The organism is Rhizobium sp. 862_C5_N1_2 (genome assembly GCF_051811205.1).
Lineage (GTDB): Bacteria > Pseudomonadota > Alphaproteobacteria > Rhizobiales > Rhizobiaceae > Rhizobium > Rhizobium leguminosarum.
The window spans coordinates 3,620,692-3,642,366 of the sequence record NZ_JBPWPT010000001.1; the positions used below are offsets into that span (position 1 = coordinate 3,620,692).

Consider the following 21,675-nt stretch of genomic DNA (forward strand, 5'->3'; position numbering starts at 1 on the left):
GATGGCGCTTGTCATGAACGACGAAAACGAACGTCTCCACCATCGGCGCGGATTCATCAGCCGCGATCTCGCCGGAATTGCGGTCATCATAGCCATTGCCGCGATCGGCTACTTCGCCTTCCCCGATAATCTCGCGCTTTTGACTCGGATGATCACGATCGCGCTGCTCGTCCTGTCGCTCGATCTGGTGACCGGTTATTGCGGCGTCGCAACGCTCGGCCATGCCGCACTTTTCGGCTCCGGCGCCTATGCCGCCGGGATCCTGTCGGCGCATTACGGCATCAATGACCCGATGCTGATGATGCTGGCCGGCATCACAGGCGGCGCGCTTGCCGGGCTGCTCTGCGGCGCCATCATCCTGCGTGCACATGGATTGCCGCAGCTGGTGCTGTCGATTGCGCTGATCAACCTCTTCCATGAATTCGCCAACAAGGCCTCGTCTTGGACAGGCGGCAGCGATGGACTTTCCGGCATCGCGCCGGACCCGGTCTTCGGCCTCTTCGAATTCGATCTCTACGGTCACACCGCCTTCTTCTTCGGAATGGCGCTGCTGCTGATCGTCTTTGTGCTGCTACGATTCCTGGTCCGCTCGCCCTTCGGCATGCTTTGCCACGCCATCAAGCAGGATCCGCTGCGCATCCGCGCCATGGGCGCTTCGCCGAAGGCCGCTCTGATCAGGATGTACGCGATCTCCGGCGCCGTTGCCGGTGTCGGCGGCGCTTTGAATGCGATTTCGACACAGGTCGTCGGCCTCGACAGCCTGTCTTTCACGCAGTCGGCCGAAGCGCTTGTTATGCTGGTGCTCGGCGGAACCGGTTCTCTCTTCGGGGCGCTCTCCGGCACTGTCATCTTCATGCTCTTCGAGGACTATGTCTCCGCCGCCAATCCCTTCCATTGGCTGACCATGGTCGGCGCGCTGCTGATCGCCGTCGTGCTCTTTGCGCCGAAAGGTCTCTATGGCACATCAGCAGCCTTCGTTAGCCGCCGCAGGGAGCAACGCTCATGAGCCCGGTCTTCGAAGTCGCCAATCTCAAGAAAGCCTTCGGCGGCCTTGCCGTCACCAATGATGTCTCGCTCACGATGTCCCCAGGCGATCGCATCGCGTTGATCGGCCCGAACGGCGCCGGCAAGACCACCTTCGTCAACCTCGTGACCGGTAATCTCTCTCCCGATTCCGGCGAGGTTCGCCTCGGCGGCGAGGTGGTGACGAAGGTCAACGCGATCGGCAGGGTCAGACGCGGCCTTGTGCGCTCCTTTCAGGTGACGCGGCTCTTCCAGGACATGACGCCGGCCGAACATGTGGGACTTGCCGTCCTTCAACGCGACGGGAAGACCGGGCGCATGTTCGGCAATTTCCTGCGTATGCCCGATGTCATGGCAGAGGTCGACGATCTCCTTGGAAAGCTCGGACTGGCTTTGCTGATGCATCGCAAGGTCAGCGAGATCGCCTATGGCCAGCAGCGGCTTCTAGAGATTGCCGTAGCGCTGGCGCTGAAGCCAAAGGTGCTGCTGCTCGACGAGCCGGCAGCCGGTGTGCCGCAAAGCGATACCGGCCGCATCGAGCAGGCGTTGGCCGATCTGCCTGCCGATCTCGCCGTGCTGATGATCGAACACGACATGGACCTCGTCTTCCGTTTTGCCAAACGCGTCATCGTGCTTGCATCAGGTGCGATCATCTTCGACGGCCTGCCTCAAGATGTCACCAAGGATGCGCGCGTGCGCGAGGCCTATCTCGGGAGCTATGCCAATGCCAGCCATATCGCTTGAGGTTGAAAATCTGTCGGCCGGATATGGGCCGACAAGAGTGCTCGAAGGCATTTCCTTCTCCGTGCCGGCAGGCGCTCGCCTTGCCATGCTCGGCCGCAACGGCATGGGCAAGACCACGCTGCTCGCAACGCTTGCCGGCCAGACCAGGCGATACGAGGGCAGCATCCGCCTCGGCGGTTCGGATGTCAGCGCAGCACCGAGCGCCACGCGCGCGCATAAGGGCCTCGGATATGTGCCGCAGGCACGCTGCATCTTCCCGACGCTGACAGTCGAAGAAAACCTTTTCGTTGGCTTGAAGGCGCGACCGAAGACGGCGCTGGAGGAAGCCTATGCGATGTTCCCACGCCTGAAGGAGCGCCGCCGCAATCTCGGCAGCCAGCTCTCCGGCGGCGAGCAGCAGATGCTCTCCACGGCCCGCACCATTCTCGGCCGCCCGTCCGTCCTGTTGCTCGACGAACCGCTGGAAGGCCTTGCGCCCGTTATCTGCGAGGAATTGATGGCTGCCTTCGCCGACCTCGCCAAGACAGGAGACATGACCATCGTGCTGGTCGAACAACGCATCCAGAGCGCGCTCGATTTCGCCGATCAAGTCGTCATTCTCGAACGCGGCAGACTGGCCTGGACGGGAACGCCGGAGAGCCTCACCAGGGATCACGAGGCTGTCGAAAGCCTGCTCGGGGTTGGCGGCCTGCATTGATTGATGGTCAGCAGACGCTTGGGCTCTGCTAATTGCTCCCCTTTCGCTTTCTAGATTGCTCTTGGCGCGCCGAGCAATTCATGCAGTATATCGTCATGACGACGTCATGATTGACCTGTCATTATTATCCTGCCTGAAAGTTTTCCGCTGGCCGAATTGATGGATCGCCTGGAAAGGCGAGAAACACCAATGATCGATGAAGCGGCAGCAACGTAAGATCAGACGTAAATCCTGGTTCATAATCAGGATCGACGTTTTTGCCGCTCCCTTTACTTGTACGGTTGAGCTGCAATCGACCGGAATGTGTGGCGTTGACGGGCGGAATTGCTCTGACGCTCCCTCAATTTTGGTTGCCAAATACCCGATAGGGTTGCATAGTCGAGCAGAAAATCACGGGAGGTAGAAATGGCAAACCACAAGCCGGTCGCAGGTGATGTATACCAGCCTATTTTCAACATCGACAACCCGATCGACGGCAACATCCTGGACAATACCAGTTCGGTGGATGCCGACGGAGATCAGGTGCGTCTCAACTTCGTCAATGGACAACGCATTCCGCAACCGGCCGATCCGAACGGGCCCGCCACGACCACCACAGTCGAGGGAAAATACGGCACGCTGACCGTCTATTCCAACGGCAACTACACGTATGAACTCGATCACTCCAACCCGGTGGTATCAGCGCTCGGCCCGGGAGACCAACTCGTCGACCAGTTCAATTTCAAGATCTCGGATGGCAAAGGCGCCACCGATTTCGGCTTGCTCAACATCGCGGTCGACTTGCCGGAACATGGCGACGTGTTCGTCAATTTCGAGGATGTCGGCAAATATGACTTCCCGACGGGCTACAAGGGCTTTGATTGGGGTGCTTGGCACGATGGTGACGACGCAACGGTACAGAAGGAAGCCGACGGCAACCATTATCTGTCAGGCGGAGTGTTCTGGACACCCATCCAAGCCGCCGATGGCGGTCACTTTCAGATCGAGCAATTCAGTGTCGCAAACGGCACATCGGACTATGACAACGTTCTGACGATCGAAGGTAAGCTGAACGGCGATACCGTATTCTTGGTCACGGTCAACGTCACCGCCGACAGCATTCATGACCCGCAAGTGATCGATCTCAGCGCCTACGGCGACATCGACTATCTCGTGCTCGACACGGAGCCCGTCATCACAGAGACGAGCGGCCCGGATTATTATGGCGCGCGATACGACAACTTTCATTTCATCGTTTGACGGAGGGGGAAAGGGGCGTCGTATCGCCGAAATCTTTGCATCTTCGCCAAGCGCTCTCTGCTGTGGCTATCTGATACCAATATCTTGCGATAGCTGACCGGGTTGCGTCTTGCTAGCATGGGATCGTGCGAGGAGGCACGGTTATGCTGGGATGGAGGAAATGATGCAACCAGTCGGGATGAGGTTAGCGGCGGTCATGTTCTCGCTTGCCGTATGGGCTATTATTATCGCTGTCGCATCCCACCTTTGGGCGACGAAGATGCCTGTATTGCTTTTGACGCTCTACAGATAGGCCTGTCCTCGGCGTTGGCGGAAATGCTGCAGGAGGTCGAACTGCTTTTGTCCCCTCGCCGCGACGTTTGACGCTGCGATCAATGTGCTACCACGGCCTTAGGAACCGGCTGAAAATCGAGCCGAAAAAATCGCTAATTCTGCAATAAGGAGATGGTAGCGGAGGAGGGATTTGAACCCCCGACACAAGGATTATGATTCCTCTGCTCTGACCTACTGAGCTACTCCGCCACTGGTCAACGATACCCGCTCGCGAAGCGATGCCGGTTCGTGGGATGAGCGGCTTATAAGGTGCGCTTCGGCTTTGTGTCAAGCGCATGATCGAGAAAAACGGTGGGCTTTGCCGGCCGTCGTTACCTATCGGTTTCAGGCGGCGACCGGGCTGGCCAAGAGGGCCTTCAGGCAGGCTTCCGCCGAAGGTTCGCGCTCGGAACGTTCGATGAAACCGCCGCCGAAGACGCGGGCGTTGTCGCCGGGGGCGGAATAAAGCGCGCAGGCCTGGCCGGGCGCGATGCCCGCCTCGCCGACCGTCAGATCGACATAGGTGCCTGTTGCATCGATATGCAGCACGGCGGGTGCCGGCGCCCGTGTCGAGCGGACCTTGGCGTAGCAGGCAAAGCCCTTGCCGGAGGCGGCTTCCGAAAGCGTCTCGTCGCCCAGCCAGTTGACGTCGCGCAGGTAGACGCGGTGCGTTTCCAGCGCCTCCTTCGGTCCGACGATGACGCGGCGCGAGCGGGCGTCGAGAAAGACGACGTAGAGCGGCTCGCCGGTGGCGATGCCGATGCCGCGGCGCTGGCCGATCGTGAAGTGCAGAATGCCCTCATGGGTGCCGAGCACGCGGCCGTCGAGATGGACGATCTCGCCGGCGAGCGCCGCATTCGGCTTCAGCTTGGTGATGACGTCGGAATATTTGCCCTGCGGCACGAAGCAGATGTCCTGGCTGTCGGCCTTCTTGGCAACGACGAGGCCCATCTCTTCGGCAAGCCTGCGGGTCTCGGCCTTCGGCAGGCCGCCCAGGGGAAAGCGGAGATAATCGATCTGTTCCTGCGTCGTGGCGAAGAGGAAATAGCTCTGGTCGCGGTCGGCATCGGCCGGGCGGAAAAGCGCGCGGCGGCCGGGATTTTCGGGCGAAGGGTTCGGTCCCGAGCGGATATAGTGGCCGGTCGCCAGTGCATCGGCACCGAGCTCCTTGGCGGTCGCCAGAAGATCGGCGAATTTGACGGTCTGGTTGCAGGAAACGCAAGGGATCGGCGTTTCGCCCGCCACATAGCTTTCGGCGAAAGGGTTGATCACGGTCTCGCGAAATCGCTTTTCATAATCGAGCACGTAATGCGGGATGCCGAGTGTTTCGCAAACGCGGCGCGCATCGTCGATATCCTGGCCGGCGCAGCAGGAGCCGGCGCGGTGAACAGCGGCGCCATGATCGTAAAGCTGCAGCGTAATGCCGAGCACGTCGTAACCCTGCTGTTTGAGAAGGCCAGCGACAACGGATGAATCGACGCCGCCCGACATGGCGACGACGACACGGGTCTCTTCCGGCTTCTTGTCAAAATCCAGTGTGTTCAACGATGGTGCCAATTCTGCGCGGTCACGATCCGCCCTTGCGCTGCAATTGCGCGGATTGCTGATCTCCGGCGGGATCGGCCGCCGTCTTTCGATGAGGCACCGATATAGAAAGGATTGTCCTTGGGCGCAAGGGGCAGCCTTCGGGCACCGATATTTCGCATTCCCGCGTGAAGAGAAGGCGCAGCCAAAGCCGCGCCTTGGAAGCGGGGGGTGCGGCTCAGGTGCCGATCAGCTTGTTGCAGGCGAATGCAATGCCCGGATTGGCGATGATGGCGGTTACGAGCGCCAGTCCGATCATCGAGAATGAAAAGCGTTTCATAAACATCCTCCTTTCCAGCCCACGACAATTATGCGGCTTCGCCCACCTTTCTCAAAATGACGAATGCTTGATGGGATCCGGCGGCACGCATTTCCTCGGACGCCACTCCCAGCTGTCGCTTAAACGACTCTATCTGCGTGACGAAGCCGCCTTCAGAGCGCGGCCGTGGATCAGCGCCTCTGCCTCGTGCTGCGGCATCGGCCGGCCGAGCAGATAGCCCTGCACCTCACTGAAACCTTCGGCGCGCAGCTTCTGCAACTGCTCTTCCGTCTCGATCCCTTCGGCCAGCGTCGTCGCGTTGAAGCCGGAACCGATGCCGACGACGGCGCGCACGATGGCGAGATTGCCGGCATCCGTCTCAATGCCCGAAACGAAGCTACGGTCGAGCTTGATCTTGTCGAAGGGGAAGGACCTGAGATAGCTCAGCGACGAATAACCGGTGCCGAAATCGTCGATGGCGATGCGAACACCGAGCTCCTTCAATGCGCGCAGCCGCGGCAAGCTTTGGTCGGCATCGGTCAGGAATACGGACTCGGTGATTTCGATTTCAAGCCGGTCAGCATTGAGGCCCGTCTCGTCGAGCGCCGCGACCACGGTCGAAAGCAGGCTCGCATGCCGAAACTGGCTGACGGAGAGATTAACGGCGATCCTCAGATGCGCGGGCCAGCCGGCGGCCGCGCGGCAGGCTTCCCGGATCACCCACTCGCCGATCGGCACGATGAGGCCGGTCTCCTCGGCGAGCGGAATGAATTCCATCGGCGCCACCAGCCCGCGCTTGGGATGGCGCCAGCGGATCAGCGCCTCGAAGCCGCCGATGCCGTCATTATCGAGCTGCACGATCGGCTGGTAGTGCAGTTCGAACTGGCGCTTCTCCAGCGCCTCCCACAGTTCGGCGGTCATCACGTGCCGGCGCTCGGCGGCAAGCCGCATCTCCGCCTCGTAGAAGCGATAGGTCGACCGCCCGCTCTCCTTGGCGGCATAGAGCGCCAGATCCGCATGCCGCATCAGCACGTCCGCGTCGCCGGCATGATCCGGCGCCAAGGCGATGCCGATGCTGCAGGTGACATGCTCCCGGGCGCCGTCGAGATCGAAGGCACGGCTGAGCGCCTTGAGCAGCCGTTGCGCAAAACGCCCGGCCCGCTCCGGCTCGTCGAGCTCCAGTACGACGGCGAATTCGTCGCCGCCGAGGCGGGCGACGAGATCGCCCTCCTCCGCCAGCTGCAGCAGCCGCTCCGATACTTGGCAAAGCAGCGCGTCGCCGGCGGCATGTCCCTTGCTGTCGTTGATATGCTTGAAGTGATCGACGTCGATATAAAGCAATGCGATCGGGCTGTCGGCGGTCGCCTCGACCGCCCGCCGGTTGATATGTTTGGAAAATGACGCCCGGTTCGGCAGGCTGGTGAGCGGATCATGCATGGCGAGATGGGCAAGCTTTGCCTCGACGGAGCGCTCCTCCGTCACGTCCTGCGAGATGCCGAGCAGATAACGCGGCGCTTGGCCCTCCGGCGTCGGCAGGGCGCGCTTGACGGTGCGCAGGAGGCGCGGCACACCATCGGCGCGCAGCATGCTCTCCTCGAAGCTGATCGCCGTATTGGCTTCGAAGGCCCGGCGATCCTGCTCGCGGAAGGCGTCTGTCTGACTGGGGGGAAACAGCGCCCGGTCGGTTCGGCCGACCACGTGCTCCGCCCTCATGCCCACAATGTCGCCGCAGGCCTCGTTAAAGAGAACGTAAAGCCCGTCCGCTTCCATGTCCTTGACGAAGACGCCGACCGGCAGGTTGTCGACGATGCTGTCGAGAAGCGAGCGCGTATCGCTGATCTGGCGTCTGGCGGCATTGACCTCGGTGCGGTCCTGCACGATCGCCAGGATTGCCGCTCGGCCCTCGAAACGCACTTCTCGGCCATAGGTCAGCACTTCGAAGGTCTCACCACTTGCCTTGAGGTGAACCCAACGCTCCGCCTTTTCCATGTCGGTACGGCCGCTGACGGCGTCGACCATCCGTTCCCGCTCATGCTCAGGGCGGATATCCAGAACCGTCATGCGCCGGTATTCGTCCGCGCCGTAGCCGTAAAGTGCTGCCGCCGCCTCGTTGACGATAAGAAAGCGCAGCGATGCCGGATCATAGACCCACATCGGCGACGGATGCGTTGCAAACAATGACCGGAAGTCGTCGTTTAATGCTTCGGTCTGCTCGGTCTTCTGCAAGGGGGCCATGGAAATTCGCGTGCGGTTGATGCCGATGCCAGGGATATACCGAGAAAAGTTAAATAAAATCAGAATCATACTTAGGGTTAAACTTTAGGCTTCCGCCTTCAGAATGTGCAAAGCGGCGGCCTGCTGTCACGATCTCGGCTCTCGATAAAATAATTTTGGCGTCCTGGAACAATTCCGTCGATCGTGCGTTGCGGGTGATCGATGTCGCATTCGAATTGCTGAGGAGGGTTTCATGGGCAGGTTCGGCACGACGACGGATTACAGCAGAATCAGACATTGGATCGAGGCGCGCGGAGGCCATCCCGCCCGAATCAAGAACGCACCGGACAGCGAAACCGTCCGCGTCGATTTTTCCTCGGAACCGGAAGAGATTTCCTGGGACGAATTCTTTCAGGGCCTCGACGACAGCAGGCTCGCCTTCCTTCACCGCACGAAGGCTGAAGACGATGTCGCCCGTTTCGGCAAAATCCTCCGCCGCAAACGCCGGCACCACTAATGCATGCCGCCCAAAAGTGTGCATCGGTTTTGGGACCACGACATGCATCAAAAAAAGATTTAAAGCGCGACGCGCTTTAAGATTCATCGGTTCCTGACACGAAAAAACCCGGCGCCGTTTCCAGCGCCGGGTTTTTCATTTCCTCGGGAGGAAAAACTCAGTCGATATTGAAGGTCAGCGGCTTTGCCTGGCGAACCGCCTGGTGGGCGGTCAACTCAGCAAGCACGGCGTCATCAACCTTGCCGTCGACATAGAGCAGCGCGATGGCGTCGCCGCCCTGCTTGTCCCGGCCGAGCTGGAAGTTGGCGATGTTGACGCCGGCAGCACCAAGCGTCGTGCCGATGAAGCCGATCATGCCGGGAACGTCGGTATTGGTGATGTAAATCATGTGCGAGCCGACATCGGCATCGAGGTTGATACCCTTGATCTGGATGAAGCGCGGCTTGCCGTCCGAAAACACCGTGCCGGCGACCGAGCGCGTCATGCTTTCGGTCGTGACCGTCAACTTGATGTAGCCGTCGAAGACGCCGGTTTTGTCGCGCTTGACCTCGGAAAGCACGATGCCCTTTTCCTTGATCATGATCGGCGCCGAAACCATGTTGACGTCGGCGACCTGCGGACGGATGAGGCCGGCGAGCACAGCACTCGTCAGCGCCCGCGTGTTCATGTTGGCAGTGATGCCGTCATAGAGGATTTCGATTTCCTTGATCGGCTCTTCGGTGACCTGGCCGACGAAGGCGCCGAGAACATCGGCAAGGCGGATGAAGGGCTTCAGGATCGGCGCTTCCTCGGCCGTGATCGACGGCATGTTGATAGCGTTGGAGACCGCACCATTGACGAGGTAATCCGCCATCTGTTCGGCCACCTGCAAAGCGACGTTCTCCTGCGCCTCGGTCGTCGAGGCGCCGAGATGCGGCGTGCAGACGACGTTCGGCAGGCCGAAGAGCGGGCTTTCCTTGGCGGGCTCGACCTCGAACACGTCGAAGGCGGCACCCGCGACATGGCCCGACTTGATTGCTTCGGCAAGCGCTGCCTCATCGACCAGGCCACCGCGGGCGCAGTTGATGATGCGCACGCCGGGCTTGGTCTTTGCCAGCGCTTCCTTGTTGAGGATGCCGCGCGTCTTGTCGGTCATCGGCACATGCAGCGTGATGAAATCGGCCCGGGCGAAAAGCTCTTCAAGTTCGACTTTGGTGACGCCCATCTCCTCGGCGCGCTCCTTGGACAGGAACGGATCGTAAGCGACGACGTGCATCTTCAGGCCGATAGCGCGGGCACAGACGATCGAGCCGATATTGCCGGCGCCGATGACGCCGAGCGTCTTGCCGGTGATCTCGACGCCCATGAACTTCGACTTCTCCCACTTGCCGGCCTGCGTCGAGGTATCGGCTGCCGGAAGCTGGCGGGCGACGGCGAACATCAGCGCGATCGCGTGTTCGGCTGTCGTGATCGAGTTGCCGAAGGGCGTGTTCATGACGATGATCCCGCGGCGCGAGGCGGCCGGGATATCGACATTGTCGACGCCGATGCCGGCACGGCCGACGACCTTGAGGTTCGTCGCCCCCTCGATGATCTTTTCCGTCACCTTGGTGGCAGAGCGGATGGCCAGGCCATCATACTTGCCGATGACTTCGAGCAGACGGTCTTTGTCCTTGCCGAGCTGCGGTTCGAAATCGACTTCGACGCCGCGGTCGCGGAAGATCTGGACGGCGGTTTCCGACAATTCGTCGGATACGAGAACGCGAGGTGCCATGAGGGCCTCCTTCAAAAGTGTTCAGCGATGAATGAATCAGGAATGCTGGGCTCCGCCGTATGGCGGAGCCGGATGCGATCACCTCAGGCGGCAGCCTGATTAAGCTGCGCCTTCTGCGTCTCGAAGGCCCAGGAAAGCCAGGGCATCAGCTTCTGCATGTCGGATGCCTCGATCGTGGCGCCGGCCCAGATGCGCAGGCCGGACGGCGCGTCGCGGTAATGGCCGACGTCATAGGCGACACCTTCCTTTTCCAGGAGGCCGACCAGACCCTTGGCGAAATTCGCCTGGCCGTCGTCATCGAGGGCTGCGATGTCCTTGTCGACGATCTTCAGGCAAACCGAGGTGTTGGAGGCCGTTTCCGCCTTGACGGCGAGATTGGCGATCCAGTCGTTTGCCGCAACGAAATCGTGGATGACCTTGGCATTGGCATCGGCACGCGCGATCAGCCCCTTGAGGCCGCCGAGTTGCTTGGCCCAGACAAGCGCATCGATATAGTCCTCGACGCAGAGCATCGACGGCGTGTTGATCGTCTCGCCCTGGAAGATGCCTTCGGTCAGCTTGCCGCCCGAGGTCATGCGGAAGATTTTCGGCAGCGGCCAGGCCGGCGTGTAGGTGACCAGACGCTCGACGGCGCGCGGCGAAAGAATGATGACGCCGTGCGCACCCTCGCCGCCCAGAACCTTCTGCCAGGAGAAGGTGACGACATCGAGCTTGGCGAAATCGAGTTCCTGTGCGAAAGCCGCCGAAGTGGCGTCGCAGATCGTCAGGCCCTTGCGGTCGGCCGGGATGAAATCGGCATTCGGAACGCGCACGCCCGAGGTTGTGCCGTTCCAGGTGAAGACGACGTCGCGGTCGAAATCGACGGCGGAGAGATCGGGAAGCTCGCCGTAACCGGCTTCGAGCTTGCGCACATCCTTGAGCTTCAGCTGCTTGACGACATCGGTGACCCAGCCGGCGCCGAAGCTTTCCCAGGCGAGCATGTCGACGCCGCGTTCGCCGAGCAGCGACCAGAGCGCCATTTCGACGGCCCCGGTGTCGGACGCCGGAACGATGCCGATGCGGTAATCCGCCGGCACTTCAAGAATTTCACGGGTAAGGTCGATGGCCTGCTTGAGCTTGGCCTTGCCGACCTTCGCGCGGTGCGAACGGCCAAGGGCCGCGTCGGAAAGGGCTTCGAGCGACCAACCGGGGCGCTTCGAGCAAGGGCCAGAAGAGAAATGGGTATTGTGCGGACGGATGTCCGGCTTTGCGGTCTTCGCCATGATGCTATCCTCTCAGATAGAAAGCCCTTCGTTGGGGAAGGGTGTCCCGCCGCCGTGTGTATGGATCCGACACGTCATAGTCAAGATCGAAGTGTCGCGGGCGGAACATATTTTGACGCAGGGCGGTAGGGCGGCCACAATGCAAAAAGCCGCCCGGTTGGGGGCGGCTTCTGGTGTCAGGCGATCAAATTTACTTGTAGACAGGCTGCTGCAGCGGGATTTCCGGCGGTGGTTCATAGCTCGCCTGGGCGCAGCCGCCGAAGAGATAGCGGGCGCCGACGCGAGCTTCGTGGGCGCTGAGACCCTTGTCGCGGCCCGGGCCGCCATTTTCGGCATAGCCGAACATGTTGCCGCCATCGATATGCAGGTAACGGTAGCCGACATCGGCCTTGATGTTGCAGGTCACGTCGATCGAGGCGCCGGCCATGAGGGCGTAGGTGAAGCGCCAGTTGCCCTTGCCGCCGTGGGTGACCTGGTCGTCGCAGAAGCTGCCGTCATCGGCGCAGGCGACGTTGCGCAGGTTCTTCCATTTCACATAGGAACCACCGATACCGGCGCCGACATAAGGCGTGACGTAGCCGTAGGTGCCGAGATCGACATAGGCGTTGGCGAGCAGCGTGTAGGCTGTCAGCGAGGAGCGGTCGCTCGAGGTGCAGTCCACCAGAGGGAAGCCGCACTGCCCGACTGTCGAGCCCTTGAAATCCGCCTGGGTGAGATAGTCGAAGGTCAGATCGGTGCGCAGATAGCTGTTGATCTGGTAACCGACACCGCCGCCGATGGTCCATGCATCATCCAGATCGGCGTCGTCGAAATCGACTTCCGTTGCGTTGCTGCCCTGGAAATAGCGGGCGCCGCGCAGATCGGTGAAGGCATAGCCGACATCGCCGCGCAGGTACCAGCCGGTCGCTTCGGTGACCGTCACCTCAGGCGGCTGCTCCGGGATAGGCTCGGCAGGGGCGAGGTCCGCGGAATAGGCGTTTGTCGCGATCAACAATGCGGCGAAGATGCCGGACAAGCTTCTTTTCATGGATCCCACTCCAAAATCCGTTGCGTCGGCAGGCTCAGTCGCTGCCAATCTGGTACGCTTCGTATGGATAATGAATGGGAAACGTTAAAAGCTGCTTAACTATAAATAGGAAGAAACGTTAAGAGAAAGATTGGCAGCAAGTTCCTCGACATGGTGAAGGTCGGCCGAAGGCTGGCAGCCGCCGCACTTGCAGAAGACCGCCAGCTGCAACGCCATGAAGTCCGCTGCTGTCAAATGGTTAAGTCGGTTACCTTCGCCGTCAGATGGATCGGCTGCTCCACTCGGCGAATCCTGCTGTTACTTCCATTGCGTCGCGTTTTCGGCGGCGCAGCCGTACGGTGGCAAGGAGGTGCCAAAGGTCGTTTTCAGCTGGGCACAGCCCCAGGCATTGATCGGGCCTGGCATGGCATTGTTGAGCGTGATGCCGATTTCATCGTAAGGGCTGTCGGTGTTGCTGATGTAGCGATACCACCGGAAACCAGTAAAGACGACGAATGCGAGAGCGATCGTCAGCAGCAGGCGCACCAATTTTTTCATGATATTTCCTTTGAATGCAAACGCCGCCGTGTAGCATCCGCGTGTGGCGGTTGACAGCGCTGTCGCCAAAGATATCGGCAGATTTCCGCGGACGCCGCCTCAGTGCTCACCGCGCCCGACATGGTGCAGTTGCCGACGCTTGCTCCCTACCGGAAGCCAAGCTGGCAATTCATTGACATGTTGTCTTCGGAAGGGCTGAAACGGTTTCGGCGGGAAGTCCATCCGGAGTGGATCTTCGAACCGAAGGCGCCAACAGCGAAAAAGCCGGCACCTGCGTACCGGCTTTTGAAATTTCGTCCCTAAAAAATCAGGCGGCGGTCCGGACGTTCGAGATCGTGCCGATCAGCTCGTTGACGATGCGCTCGATCTGGGCGCGATCGTCGCCCTCGGCCATGACGCGGATCAGCGGCTCGGTGCCCGAAGGGCGGATGACGAGGCGGCCGTTCCTGGCCAGTTCGGCTTCGGCATCGGCGATTGCCTTCTGCACCTGGATATCCTCCAGCGGCTTGCCGCCACTGATGCGGACATTGCGCAGGAGCTGCGGCACCGGCTCGAAGCGACGGCAGACCTCGCTGACGGTCCGGCCGGTGCGCTTGACCGCGGCCAGGATCTGCAGCGCCGCGACGAGACCGTCGCCGGTCGTGCCGTAATCCGAAAGCACGATATGGCCGGACTGCTCGCCGCCGACATTGTAATTGTGCTGGCGCATATGCTCGACCACGTAGCGGTCACCGACCCGCGTGCGGGCAAGCGCCATGCCGCGCTCGTCGAGGAAGCGCTCGAGGCCGAGATTGGACATGACGGTGGCGACGATACCGTTGCCGCGCAGTTGCTGGCTCTCGGCCCAGCTCTCGGCGATAACGGCCATCAGCTGGTCGCCGTCGACGATCGAGCCGTTTTCATCGACGATGATGACGCGGTCGGCATCGCCATCGAGCGCTATGCCGATATCGGCGCGCACCTCGTCGACCTTCTTCTGCAGCGCGACGGGGCTGGTGGAGCCGCAATTGAGATTGATGTTGGTGCCGTTCGGCTCGTTGCCGATTGTGACGACCTCGGCGCCGAGCTCCCAGAGCACGGCGGGTGCCACCTTGTAGGCAGCACCATTGGCGCAATCGATCGCGATCCTCAGACCCTGCAGCGTCACGTCGCGCGGCAGCGTGCGCTTGGCATGTTCGATATAGCGGTCATGCACCCCGTCGACGCGCTTGGCGCGGCCGATATCATCGGATTTGGCAAGCTGCGCATTCAGATCCTTTTCGAGAAGATCCTCGATCTCGGCCTCGATGTCGTCGGACAGCTTGTAACCGTCAGGGCCGAAGAGCTTGATGCCGTTATCCTCGTAAGGATTGTGCGACGCCGAGATCATCACGCCGAGATCGGCGCGCAGCGAGCGCGTCAGCATGGCAACAGCTGGTGTCGGGATCGGGCCGAGGATGAAGGCGTCGAGGCCGGCAGCCGTGAAGCCCGCGACCATGGCGTTCTCAAGCATATAGCCGGAAAGGCGCGTATCCTTGCCAATGACGACGCGATGGCGATGGTTGCCACGGCGGAAGATCGTGCCGGCGGCAATGCCGACCCGCATGGCGAGATCCGGCGTCATCGGGAAGACGTTGGATTGGCCACGAATGCCGTCCGTACCGAAATAGCGTCTTTTCATCTGCACTCCTGCGCTTTCCGCGCGCCATTCAAGGCAGCGCACCGTTCCAAGCGAATCCGGCTTCAGTGGAACGTCGTCAATCCACGAGCGTGATTCATGCTTGCCTCAATTCAGCGGAATGCCACAAAATGCGGCGATCAGCACGTAAATTAGCAAGAAAAATGATTATATCCCGTTACCAATAGAAAAGGCCGGATCCCCCACTTCGGAAATCCGGCCTTGTTCGGATTGGTGCCGCTGTTCAATGCGGCTGCGGTTCGAGGCCGCCTTCGGGCTCGTCACCCTTGGTGGCTGGCCGTGCGCCGGCCTTCGGAACGGCCGAGCCGCGGCTCGGCGGCGAATCATCACCGAGATCGCGAGAAGGCTTTTCACCGCGGATCAGCGCCTTGATCTCTTCGCCGGTCAGCGTCTCGTATTCGAGCAGACCTTCGGCAAGAGCGACGAATTCGTCGTGCTTTTCCGTCAGGATCGTGCGGGCCTGGGTATAGGCCTCGTCGATCAGGCGGCGCACTTCATTGTCGATCTTCTGCGCGGTTGCTTCCGAAACATTCTTCGACTGCGAAACCGAGTGGCCGAGGAAGACTTCCTGCTGGTTCTCGCCATAGGCGACCTGACCGAGCTGATCGGAGAAGCCCCACTGCGTGACCATCGCGCGGGCAAGCTTGGTCGCCTGTTCGATGTCGGAAGAGGCACCCGACGTGATGTTCTCTTTGCCGAAGGTGAGCTCCTCGGCAACGCGGCCGCCCATCATGATGCAAAGACGCGAGACCATCCACTTGTAGCTCATCGAGTAGCGATCGCCCTCGGGAAGCTGCATGACCATGCCAAGTGCACGGCCGCGCGGAATGATCGTCGCCTTGTGCAGCGGATCGGCGACGGCGACATTGAGCGCGGTGATGGCGTGCCCGGCCTCATGGTAAGCGGTGAGCTTCTTTTCCGCCTCGGTCATCGCCGAGGAACGGCGCTCCGCGCCCATCATAATCTTGTCCTTGGCGTCCTCGAATTCCTGCATGGTGACGACACGCTTGTTGCGGCGGGCGGCCATCAGGGCGGCTTCGTTGACAAGGTTCATCAGGTCGGCGCCGGAGAAACCGGGCGTGCCGCGGGCGAGAATCTTGAGATCGACATTCGGCGCCAGCGGAACGTTGCGCGCATGCACCTTGAGGATACGCTCGCGGCCGACGATGTCGGGGTTCGGCACGACGACCTGACGGTCGAATCGGCCGGGACGCAGCAGCGCCGGATCGAGCACGTCGGGACGGTTGGTGGCGGCGATCAGGATCACGCCTTCATTCGCCTCGAAGCCGTCCATTTCGACCAGCAGCTGGTTCAGCGTCTGCTCGCGTTCGTCATTGCCGCCGCCGAGACCGGCGCCGCGATGGCGGCCGACGGCATCGATTTCGTCGATGAAGATGATGCAGGGCGCATTCTTCTTGGCCTGCTCGAACATATCGCGCACGCGGCTTGCGCCGACGCCGACGAACATTTCGACGAAGTCGGAGCCCGAAATGGTGAAGAAGGGCACATTGGCTTCGCCGGCGACCGAGCGGGCGAGCAGCGTCTTGCCGGTGCCCGGAGGGCCGACGAGCAGCACGCCGCGCGGGATCTTGCCGCCGAGACGCTGGAACTTCTGCGGATCACGCAGGAATTCGACGATTTCTTCGAGATCCTGCTTAGCCTCGTCGACACCGGCGACGTCTTCGAAAGTCACGCGGCCATGCGCTTCGGTCAAAAGCTTGGCCTTGGACTTGCCGAAGCCCATCGCGCCGCGTGAGCCGCCTTGCATCTGCCGCATGAAGAACAGCCAGACGCCGAGAATCAGAAGCATCGGCAAAAGCGTGCCGAGATAGCTGAGGAAACCCGAAGAGCCGTCCGTTTCAGGACGGGCGGAAACCAGGACATTCTTCGACTGCAGGCGATCGAGCAGACTGTCGTCGATCACAGGTGAATAGGTCTGGAAGGTGGTGCCATTTTCAACATAGCTTCCGGAGAGACGGTTGCCCGTCACCACGACATCCTTCACGCGGCCCGCATCGACCTCACGCAGAAACTGCGAATAAGGGATTTCGCGGGAGCCCGTCTGCGCCGGCGCCGTCTGAAACATACTGAAAAGGGCGATCAGCAGAAGCGCTATGATCGCCCACAAGGCGAAATTACGTAAGTTAGGGTTCATTGAACTCCCCAGCATGGAACAGCCGCCTCATGGCGACCGTCTTATTCGTTTCTAACATAGGGTTGCGCCGTGCCGTTGCCAAGGCGATCCCCCAAGTCAGATGGTTTTTCCGTCAATACTTCTTAAAGGCAGCCTCGCATAGGGCGCCGTCGCGAAAACCGCCGAAAGCCTATTGGCAAAGATGAAGTCAAATCGTGTCAAAAAGCGGTCGAAGGGTGCGAAATAGGGTGTTAGTTCGACCATGCGGGCGGATTCCTCAGATAAAAGGCTCTCTTCGGCGGATAACACCGGCGCCGAAGCGATAGCGCGCTTCCATGCGCTCTTGGGAAGGCGCTGCATATACTCCCTCATTCCTGTGCTCGTCACCGGAATCCAGGCACCGCGCGTCTGCGCGGTGATTGGCTCAATAAAGCGTGAAATGTCTTGCGCGTGTGCAGCAGCGGCTTGGATTTCAATTGATGCGACCGAGCCATTGCGCGCATAAAACCTGCCATCCCAAACCCCGGCCTCGCCCGGCCGCAATGCCAGAGGCGATATCCCCCGGCTCTCGCGCGCCAGATAAAGCCCGTCACGCCGCAGGTCGAACACGACCCTGCCAGCGGTGATCCGTCCCGGCTTGCTGCCGGTGGCAAATGCAAGGATACGCTCCATATGCCCCCTCCCCGGCGCAAACGGCTGCCCACCGAAAACGGCTGCCAGACGGGCGAGTGCATAGTCGAGGACTGCGCCATCCAGCCGCAACCCGTCAGGCATCACCTGCCCGAGCAGGCCGCCGTGAAGCCGGAAATGACGATCCAGCCATTCGGCTCCTCTGGACGACAGTGCCAGCCGCTCCTCCCAGGCCGCGCTGATATCCTTCGTCATGCCTGCATCGGCCGAAAGCTGCCGGCGCATCCGCACACGCTCGTACTTCGTGTCCTCGTTGCTGGGATCGTCGATCCACGGCACGCCCCGCTCTTTCAGGAAAGCGCGGATATCCGCCCGGGTGGAAAAAAGAAGCGGACGTAAAATCCAGAAACGCCGGTCAAAGAGCACTGCATCTGCAATACCGGTCGAAACCTGCTCTGTTCGCATCCCCCGCATCTGTAGTGTTTCGCGCTGGTCGTCGAGTGTATGCCCCGTGACGATGAGATCGGCTTTGAGGTCTGTGGCGGCGGTCGCAAGCAAGCCATAACGTGCCTCTCGGGCCGCAGCCATGATGCCGGTTTTCGGCTTGTCGCCCTGCCAGATCATGATGGTGTGGGGAATGCCGAGCGATGCGCAGAGGGCTGCGACTTCATGCGCCTCGTCTGCGGAGCCGGCGCGCAACGCATGATCGACGGTTGCAGCGCAAAGCGAAATCTTGAGATGGGGCACGGCCTTTACGGCTTGATCGAGAAGAAGAAGCAGGCCGATGGAATCGCTGCCGCCTGATATCGCGACGAGAATGCGCGCAGGGCTTTGAAGCGACGTGAGAAACTGGAGGATCGCCAGTTGAGGCGATGTTGCTTCCGGAGACATTCCGGAAGACCTTAGCAGGCGAGGCGCTTCTGTTCGCTCGCAACCTTGCTTATGACGGCACGCGACGCCTTCGGATAACGCTTCGACACTTCGCGCAGTGTCGCACAGGCCGTCTCGGTATTGTCGAGGGCGGCAAGCGACATGCCGAGCTTCAGCAGCATTTCCGGCGCCTTTTCCGATGTACCGTATTTCTGGTGCGCATTGAGGAAGGTCTTGGCCGCCTCATTGTACTTACCCTGCGAATAAAGCGCTTCGCCGAGCCAGAAATTGGCGTCCGCCGACCGCGCGCTGCTCGGGTAGCGGGTGATATACTGCGTGAATTCCTGTTCGGCCGTGCTGTAATCGCCGGACAGCACGTGGCCATAGGCGGCCTTGTACTGGTCGGCTTCGCTGCCGAGCGAGGCGGTCTGCTGCGGCGTTTTGGTGTTGGCCTCGGGAATCGGCCCGGAACCGATTGTGGCATTTTCGTCGACGCTTCCGCCGATCGGATTACCGCTCTGATCGAAATCGATCGAGCCGAGTTCCTTCGGCGGCTGGCCGAGACCGCTATTCTCAGGCACGCTGGTGGAGGGAGCCGTTTCGGCTCCCTGCGGTGCTTGAATCACCTTGGCGATGTCGTCGCCGCCGGAGGCGGCCGGAGCGGCATCGGTCTCGCTCTTCTTGACAGGAGCCTTGGTGGCACCTCCGGCGCCGCCCGTCTTTTCGAGCTGCTGGAAGCGGAATTCATTGTCTTCCTGCTGTTTGCGGATCGTCTCCTGCATCTGCAGAAGCTGAAAGCTCATCTCTTCGATCCGGCCGTTCAACTGCCGCAGCTGCTCTTCGAGCTGCTGCACGCGGACCTCCGCGTCGCCGCTCTGCACCTTGACAACAGGCGGCGCCGCCTGGTTTTCCGCGGATCGGCCGCCGAGATGTAGCCCGAAGAACGAGGCGGAATAGGCCGCTCGTTCGCTTCCGGTCACAGCCGCGAGGCACAGCATGCCTGCCACGACAAGTTTCTTCATATGTATCGTCCTGTCCCAGTGATTCTTCGCACCTCGATGGCACGAACAGGAGATTTTTCCAATTGCTTTCAAAAAGCAACGGAGTCTGGCCAAAGTGTGGTCAAAAAGAAAAGGCGGCCCCTGATGGGACCGCCCGTCGAAAAGCGAATTGTTGCTCGGCAATTACATGCCGGCGCCGCCAAGCACGGTAACCGCGCGGCGGTTCTGCGACCAGCAGGAAATATCGTCGCAAACGGCGACCGGACGTTCCTTGCCGTAGGAAATCGTCTTCAGGCGCTGCGCCGGGACGCCGCGCGAAGCGAGATAGTCCTTGGCGGCAGCCGCACGGCGGGCGCCGAGCGCGAGGTTGTATTCGCGCGTGCCGCGTTCGTCGGCATGGCCTTCGACGGTGATCTGGTAGTTCGGGTAGCGGGCGAGCCACTGGGCCTGACGGTCGAGCGTCTGCGAAGCATCGGCGCGGATCGACGAGGAGTCTGTATCGAAGAAGATGCGGTCGCCGACATTGACCGTGAAGTCCTGGGCAGAGCCCGGCGTTGCAGCCCCACCAGCACCGGTGCCGAGGCCGAGGTCGCCGGCGCTGTTCGGCGGCTTCTTGGCGCAGCTTGCGAGCGCGAGACCGGCGATAAGCGCGATCATGACGGGGTTGCGGGCGAAATTCTGCATGCGGCTCATTGCCGGGGTATGAATTCGGCTCATGGCCGGTCTCCTTGCGATTTCATCAGGGTTTCCGGACAGTAACCGCACTCGGTTAACCGCCCCTCAAAGATTATGGTTAACGATTTACTGATTTGTCCCGTAGCCGCCCGGTTTCCATGACTTTGGGGCGACATGAAGGCGGCAGTGCATCGCCTACTCCAGAAGCGGTGACCAGGCCGGGTCGGAACCGTAGGTCGGCGTCTTCACAAGCTGCTCGTTGTAACCGCTGAGGTCGATCGAATAGAGCTGCGGACCGCCCGACCCTGCCGCCTGGCGGAAGAACATCAGGACGCGGCCGTTTGGCGCCCAGGTTGGGCCCTCATTGTGGAAGCCGGTCGTCAGGATGCGCTCGCCGGACCCGTCCGGCTTCATCACGCCGATCGAGAACTTGCCGCCGGCCTGTTTGGTGAAGGCGATGAGATCGCCGCGCGGCGACCAGACCGGCGTCGAATAGGAGCCGTCGCCGAAGGAAATACGGGTCTGGCCCGAGCCATCGGCATTCATCACATAGATCTGCGGCTTTCCGCCGCGGTCGCTTTCGAAGCTGACGCGCGCACCATCCGGCGAATAGGAGGGCGAGGTGTCGATCGCAGCCGTCGAGGTCAACCGCGTCGTCGTGCGCGAGCGCAGGTCCATCGTATAGATGTTGGAATTGCCTTCCTGCTGCAGGCTCATGATCACCTTCTGCCCGTCCGGCGAAAAGCGCGGCGAGAAGGTCATGCCGGGGAAGTTGCCGACGACCTCGCGCTGCCCCGTTTCAAGCTGCAGCAGGTAGACGCGCGGCTGCTGGTTGGCAAAGGACATGTAGGTGACTTCCTGCCGGCTCGGCGAGAAGCGCGGTGTCAGAACGAGATCGCTGCCATCGGTCAGCATGCGGATGTTGAAGCCGTCCTGGTCCATGATCGCAAGCTGGCGCTTGCGCTGCTGCTTGGTGCCGGATTCGGAGACAAAGACGACACGAGTGTCGAAATAGCCTTCTTCGCCGGTGATCTGCTTGTAGATCGCATCGGCAATGATGTGAGCGACACGCCGCCAGTTCTCAGGCTGCGTATAAAACTGCTGACCAGTCATTTGCTGTCCGGCAAAGGTATCCCAGAGGCGGAACTCGGCGCGAAGGCGGCCGTCCGCTTCCTGGGTAACCCGTCCGGTGACCAGCGCCTGAGCGTTGATGACCTTCCAGTCCTCGAAACGTGGCGCAGCGTCAGGATTCGCAATCTTCTCGATGAAGGCGGTCTTGCTGATCGGAGCAAACAGGCCGGAACGCTGCAGGTCGGCGGCGATGACCTGCGAGACCTGCGCCCCCATGTCACCCTGCAGGAAGTCCGTCACCGCAATCGGCAACGGCTGAACGTTGCCCTTATTGATATTGATCTCGACGAGAGCGTTCGCCGGCGTCGCGAACGCGGCAGCGGTCATCAGGCCTGCAGCGACCATGATGGCGCGGAAGAAGGAACACTTGTTCATGGAGGAAAAGCCT

The 21,675-nt window shown here is 61.0% G+C and carries 17 protein-coding genes and 1 tRNA gene; 5 read left to right on the forward strand and 13 right to left on the reverse strand.

From position 1 onward, the window contains the following. The first annotated feature begins 1 nt into the window (after window position 1). The 4 genes from ACD590_RS18085 (at window position 2) to ACD590_RS18100 (ending at window position 3,703) form a co-directional block, all read left to right on the forward strand. Entirely contained in the window at window positions 2-1,006 is a 1,005-nt protein-coding gene (locus ACD590_RS18085) for a branched-chain amino acid ABC transporter permease (protein WP_439003127.1), read from the forward strand. After that, window positions 1,003-1,767 carry an ABC transporter ATP-binding protein gene (locus ACD590_RS18090; RefSeq protein WP_113544440.1) on the forward strand — a complete coding sequence of 255 codons (765 nt, stop codon included), beginning with the start codon at window positions 1,003-1,005 and terminating at the stop codon, window positions 1,765-1,767. Before ACD590_RS18085 ends, ACD590_RS18090 begins: the two co-directional genes overlap by 4 nt. Next, the gene (locus ACD590_RS18095; RefSeq protein WP_439003128.1) at window positions 1,748-2,464 is read left to right on the forward strand and encodes an ABC transporter ATP-binding protein; all 717 of its coding nucleotides are present in this window, start codon (window positions 1,748-1,750) and stop codon (window positions 2,462-2,464) included. The genes ACD590_RS18090 and ACD590_RS18095 overlap by 20 nt, the downstream gene beginning before the upstream one ends. Before the next feature lie 405 nt (window positions 2,465-2,869). Next, window positions 2,870-3,703 carry a VCBS domain-containing protein gene (locus ACD590_RS18100; RefSeq protein ID WP_018243426.1) on the forward strand — a complete coding sequence of 278 codons (834 nt, stop codon included), beginning with the start codon at window positions 2,870-2,872 and terminating at the stop codon, window positions 3,701-3,703. Between the two features lie 445 nt (window positions 3,704-4,148). On the opposite strand, the gene ACD590_RS18105 is transcribed toward ACD590_RS18100, so the two are convergent. The 3 genes from ACD590_RS18105 to ACD590_RS18115 form a co-directional block, all read right to left on the reverse strand. Next, window positions 4,149-4,225, reverse strand: a tRNA-Met gene (locus tag ACD590_RS18105). 135 nt (window positions 4,226-4,360) lie between these two features. Continuing rightward, entirely contained in the window at window positions 4,361-5,560 is a 1,200-nt protein-coding gene (gene mnmA / locus ACD590_RS18110; protein WP_065278027.1) for a tRNA 2-thiouridine(34) synthase MnmA, read from the reverse strand. A gap of 448 nt (window positions 5,561-6,008) precedes the next feature. Next, entirely contained in the window at window positions 6,009-8,162 is a 2,154-nt protein-coding gene (locus ACD590_RS18115) for a putative bifunctional diguanylate cyclase/phosphodiesterase (protein WP_439003129.1), read from the reverse strand. A 163-nt stretch (window positions 8,163-8,325) separates the two neighbouring features. Here ACD590_RS18115 and ACD590_RS18120 point away from each other — a divergent pair, with 163 nt between their 5' ends. Continuing rightward, window positions 8,326-8,589 carry a hypothetical protein gene (locus ACD590_RS18120; RefSeq protein ID WP_130717738.1) on the forward strand — a complete coding sequence of 88 codons (264 nt, stop codon included), beginning with the start codon at window positions 8,326-8,328 and terminating at the stop codon, window positions 8,587-8,589. A 157-nt stretch (window positions 8,590-8,746) separates the two neighbouring features. On the opposite strand, the gene serA is transcribed toward ACD590_RS18120, so the two are convergent. From serA to tolB, 10 genes are all read right to left on the reverse strand, one after another. Continuing rightward, on the reverse strand, window positions 8,747-10,342 hold the full coding sequence (gene serA, locus ACD590_RS18125) for a phosphoglycerate dehydrogenase (RefSeq protein WP_003542699.1): 1,596 nt from the start codon (window positions 10,340-10,342) through the stop codon (window positions 8,747-8,749). Window positions 10,343-10,425: 83 nt separating this feature from the next. Next, a complete protein-coding gene (locus ACD590_RS18130) occupies window positions 10,426-11,604 on the reverse strand; it encodes a phosphoserine transaminase (protein ID WP_047622671.1) in 1,179 nt (392 codons plus the stop codon). A gap of 190 nt (window positions 11,605-11,794) precedes the next feature. Beyond that, window positions 11,795-12,631 (reverse strand): outer membrane protein, encoded by an 837-nt coding sequence (locus ACD590_RS18135; RefSeq protein ID WP_032980655.1) that lies wholly within the window; start codon window positions 12,629-12,631, stop codon window positions 11,795-11,797. A gap of 297 nt (window positions 12,632-12,928) precedes the next feature. Then, window positions 12,929-13,168, reverse strand: coding sequence for a hypothetical protein (locus ACD590_RS18140; protein WP_018243432.1), 240 nt, complete (start codon window positions 13,166-13,168; stop codon window positions 12,929-12,931). A gap of 307 nt (window positions 13,169-13,475) precedes the next feature. Beyond that, a complete protein-coding gene (gene glmM / locus ACD590_RS18145; protein WP_018068990.1) occupies window positions 13,476-14,828 on the reverse strand; it encodes a phosphoglucosamine mutase in 1,353 nt (450 codons plus the stop codon). Window positions 14,829-15,069: 241 nt separating this feature from the next. Then, the gene (gene ftsH / locus ACD590_RS18150) at window positions 15,070-17,001 is read right to left on the reverse strand and encodes an ATP-dependent zinc metalloprotease FtsH (RefSeq protein ID WP_017989342.1); all 1,932 of its coding nucleotides are present in this window, start codon (window positions 16,999-17,001) and stop codon (window positions 15,070-15,072) included. A 96-nt stretch (window positions 17,002-17,097) separates the two neighbouring features. Further along, window positions 17,098-18,501 carry a tRNA lysidine(34) synthetase TilS gene (gene tilS, locus ACD590_RS18155; protein WP_439003130.1) on the reverse strand — a complete coding sequence of 468 codons (1,404 nt, stop codon included), beginning with the start codon at window positions 18,499-18,501 and terminating at the stop codon, window positions 17,098-17,100. Window positions 18,502-18,512: 11 nt separating this feature from the next. Further along, complete coding sequence (gene ybgF / locus ACD590_RS18160) at window positions 18,513-19,502, reverse strand: tol-pal system protein YbgF (protein WP_130717742.1); 990 nt, start codon at window positions 19,500-19,502, stop codon at window positions 18,513-18,515. Between the two features lie 162 nt (window positions 19,503-19,664). Beyond that, on the reverse strand, window positions 19,665-20,198 hold the full coding sequence (gene pal, locus ACD590_RS18165) for a peptidoglycan-associated lipoprotein Pal (protein ID WP_018243435.1): 534 nt from the start codon (window positions 20,196-20,198) through the stop codon (window positions 19,665-19,667). 153 nt (window positions 20,199-20,351) lie between these two features. Beyond that, a complete protein-coding gene (gene tolB / locus ACD590_RS18170) occupies window positions 20,352-21,662 on the reverse strand; it encodes a Tol-Pal system beta propeller repeat protein TolB (protein WP_026188517.1) in 1,311 nt (436 codons plus the stop codon). Window positions 21,663-21,675: the final 13 nt, after the last annotated feature.

What these genes read in the sequence shown, in the direction of transcription:
- ACD590_RS18085 (WP_439003127.1), top strand. Translation starts at nt 2, where the DNA reads ATGGCGCTTGTCATGAACGACGAAAACGAACGTCTCCACCATCGGCGC.
- ACD590_RS18090 (WP_113544440.1), top strand. Translation starts at nt 1,003, where the DNA reads ATGAGCCCGGTCTTCGAAGTCGCCAATCTCAAGAAAGCCTTCGGCGGC.
- ACD590_RS18095 (WP_439003128.1), top strand. Translation starts at nt 1,748, where the DNA reads ATGCCAGCCATATCGCTTGAGGTTGAAAATCTGTCGGCCGGATATGGG.
- ACD590_RS18100 (WP_018243426.1), top strand. Translation starts at nt 2,870, where the DNA reads ATGGCAAACCACAAGCCGGTCGCAGGTGATGTATACCAGCCTATTTTC.
- ACD590_RS18115 (WP_439003129.1), bottom strand. Translation starts at nt 8,162, where the DNA reads ATGATTCTGATTTTATTTAACTTTTCTCGGTATATCCCTGGCATCGGC.
- ACD590_RS18120 (WP_130717738.1), top strand. Translation starts at nt 8,326, where the DNA reads ATGGGCAGGTTCGGCACGACGACGGATTACAGCAGAATCAGACATTGG.
- serA (WP_003542699.1), bottom strand. Translation starts at nt 10,342, where the DNA reads ATGGCACCTCGCGTTCTCGTATCCGACGAATTGTCGGAAACCGCCGTC.
- ACD590_RS18130 (WP_047622671.1), bottom strand. Translation starts at nt 11,604, where the DNA reads ATGGCGAAGACCGCAAAGCCGGACATCCGTCCGCACAATACCCATTTC.
- ACD590_RS18135 (WP_032980655.1), bottom strand. Translation starts at nt 12,631, where the DNA reads ATGAAAAGAAGCTTGTCCGGCATCTTCGCCGCATTGTTGATCGCGACA.
- ACD590_RS18140 (WP_018243432.1), bottom strand. Translation starts at nt 13,168, where the DNA reads ATGAAAAAATTGGTGCGCCTGCTGCTGACGATCGCTCTCGCATTCGTC.
- glmM (WP_018068990.1), bottom strand. Translation starts at nt 14,828, where the DNA reads ATGAAAAGACGCTATTTCGGTACGGACGGCATTCGTGGCCAATCCAAC.
- ftsH (WP_017989342.1), bottom strand. Translation starts at nt 17,001, where the DNA reads ATGAACCCTAACTTACGTAATTTCGCCTTGTGGGCGATCATAGCGCTT.
- tilS (WP_439003130.1), bottom strand. Translation starts at nt 18,501, where the DNA reads ATGTCTCCGGAAGCAACATCGCCTCAACTGGCGATCCTCCAGTTTCTC.
- ybgF (WP_130717742.1), bottom strand. Translation starts at nt 19,502, where the DNA reads ATGAAGAAACTTGTCGTGGCAGGCATGCTGTGCCTCGCGGCTGTGACC.
- pal (WP_018243435.1), bottom strand. Translation starts at nt 20,198, where the DNA reads ATGAGCCGAATTCATACCCCGGCAATGAGCCGCATGCAGAATTTCGCC.
- tolB (WP_026188517.1), bottom strand. Translation starts at nt 21,662, where the DNA reads ATGAACAAGTGTTCCTTCTTCCGCGCCATCATGGTCGCTGCAGGCCTG.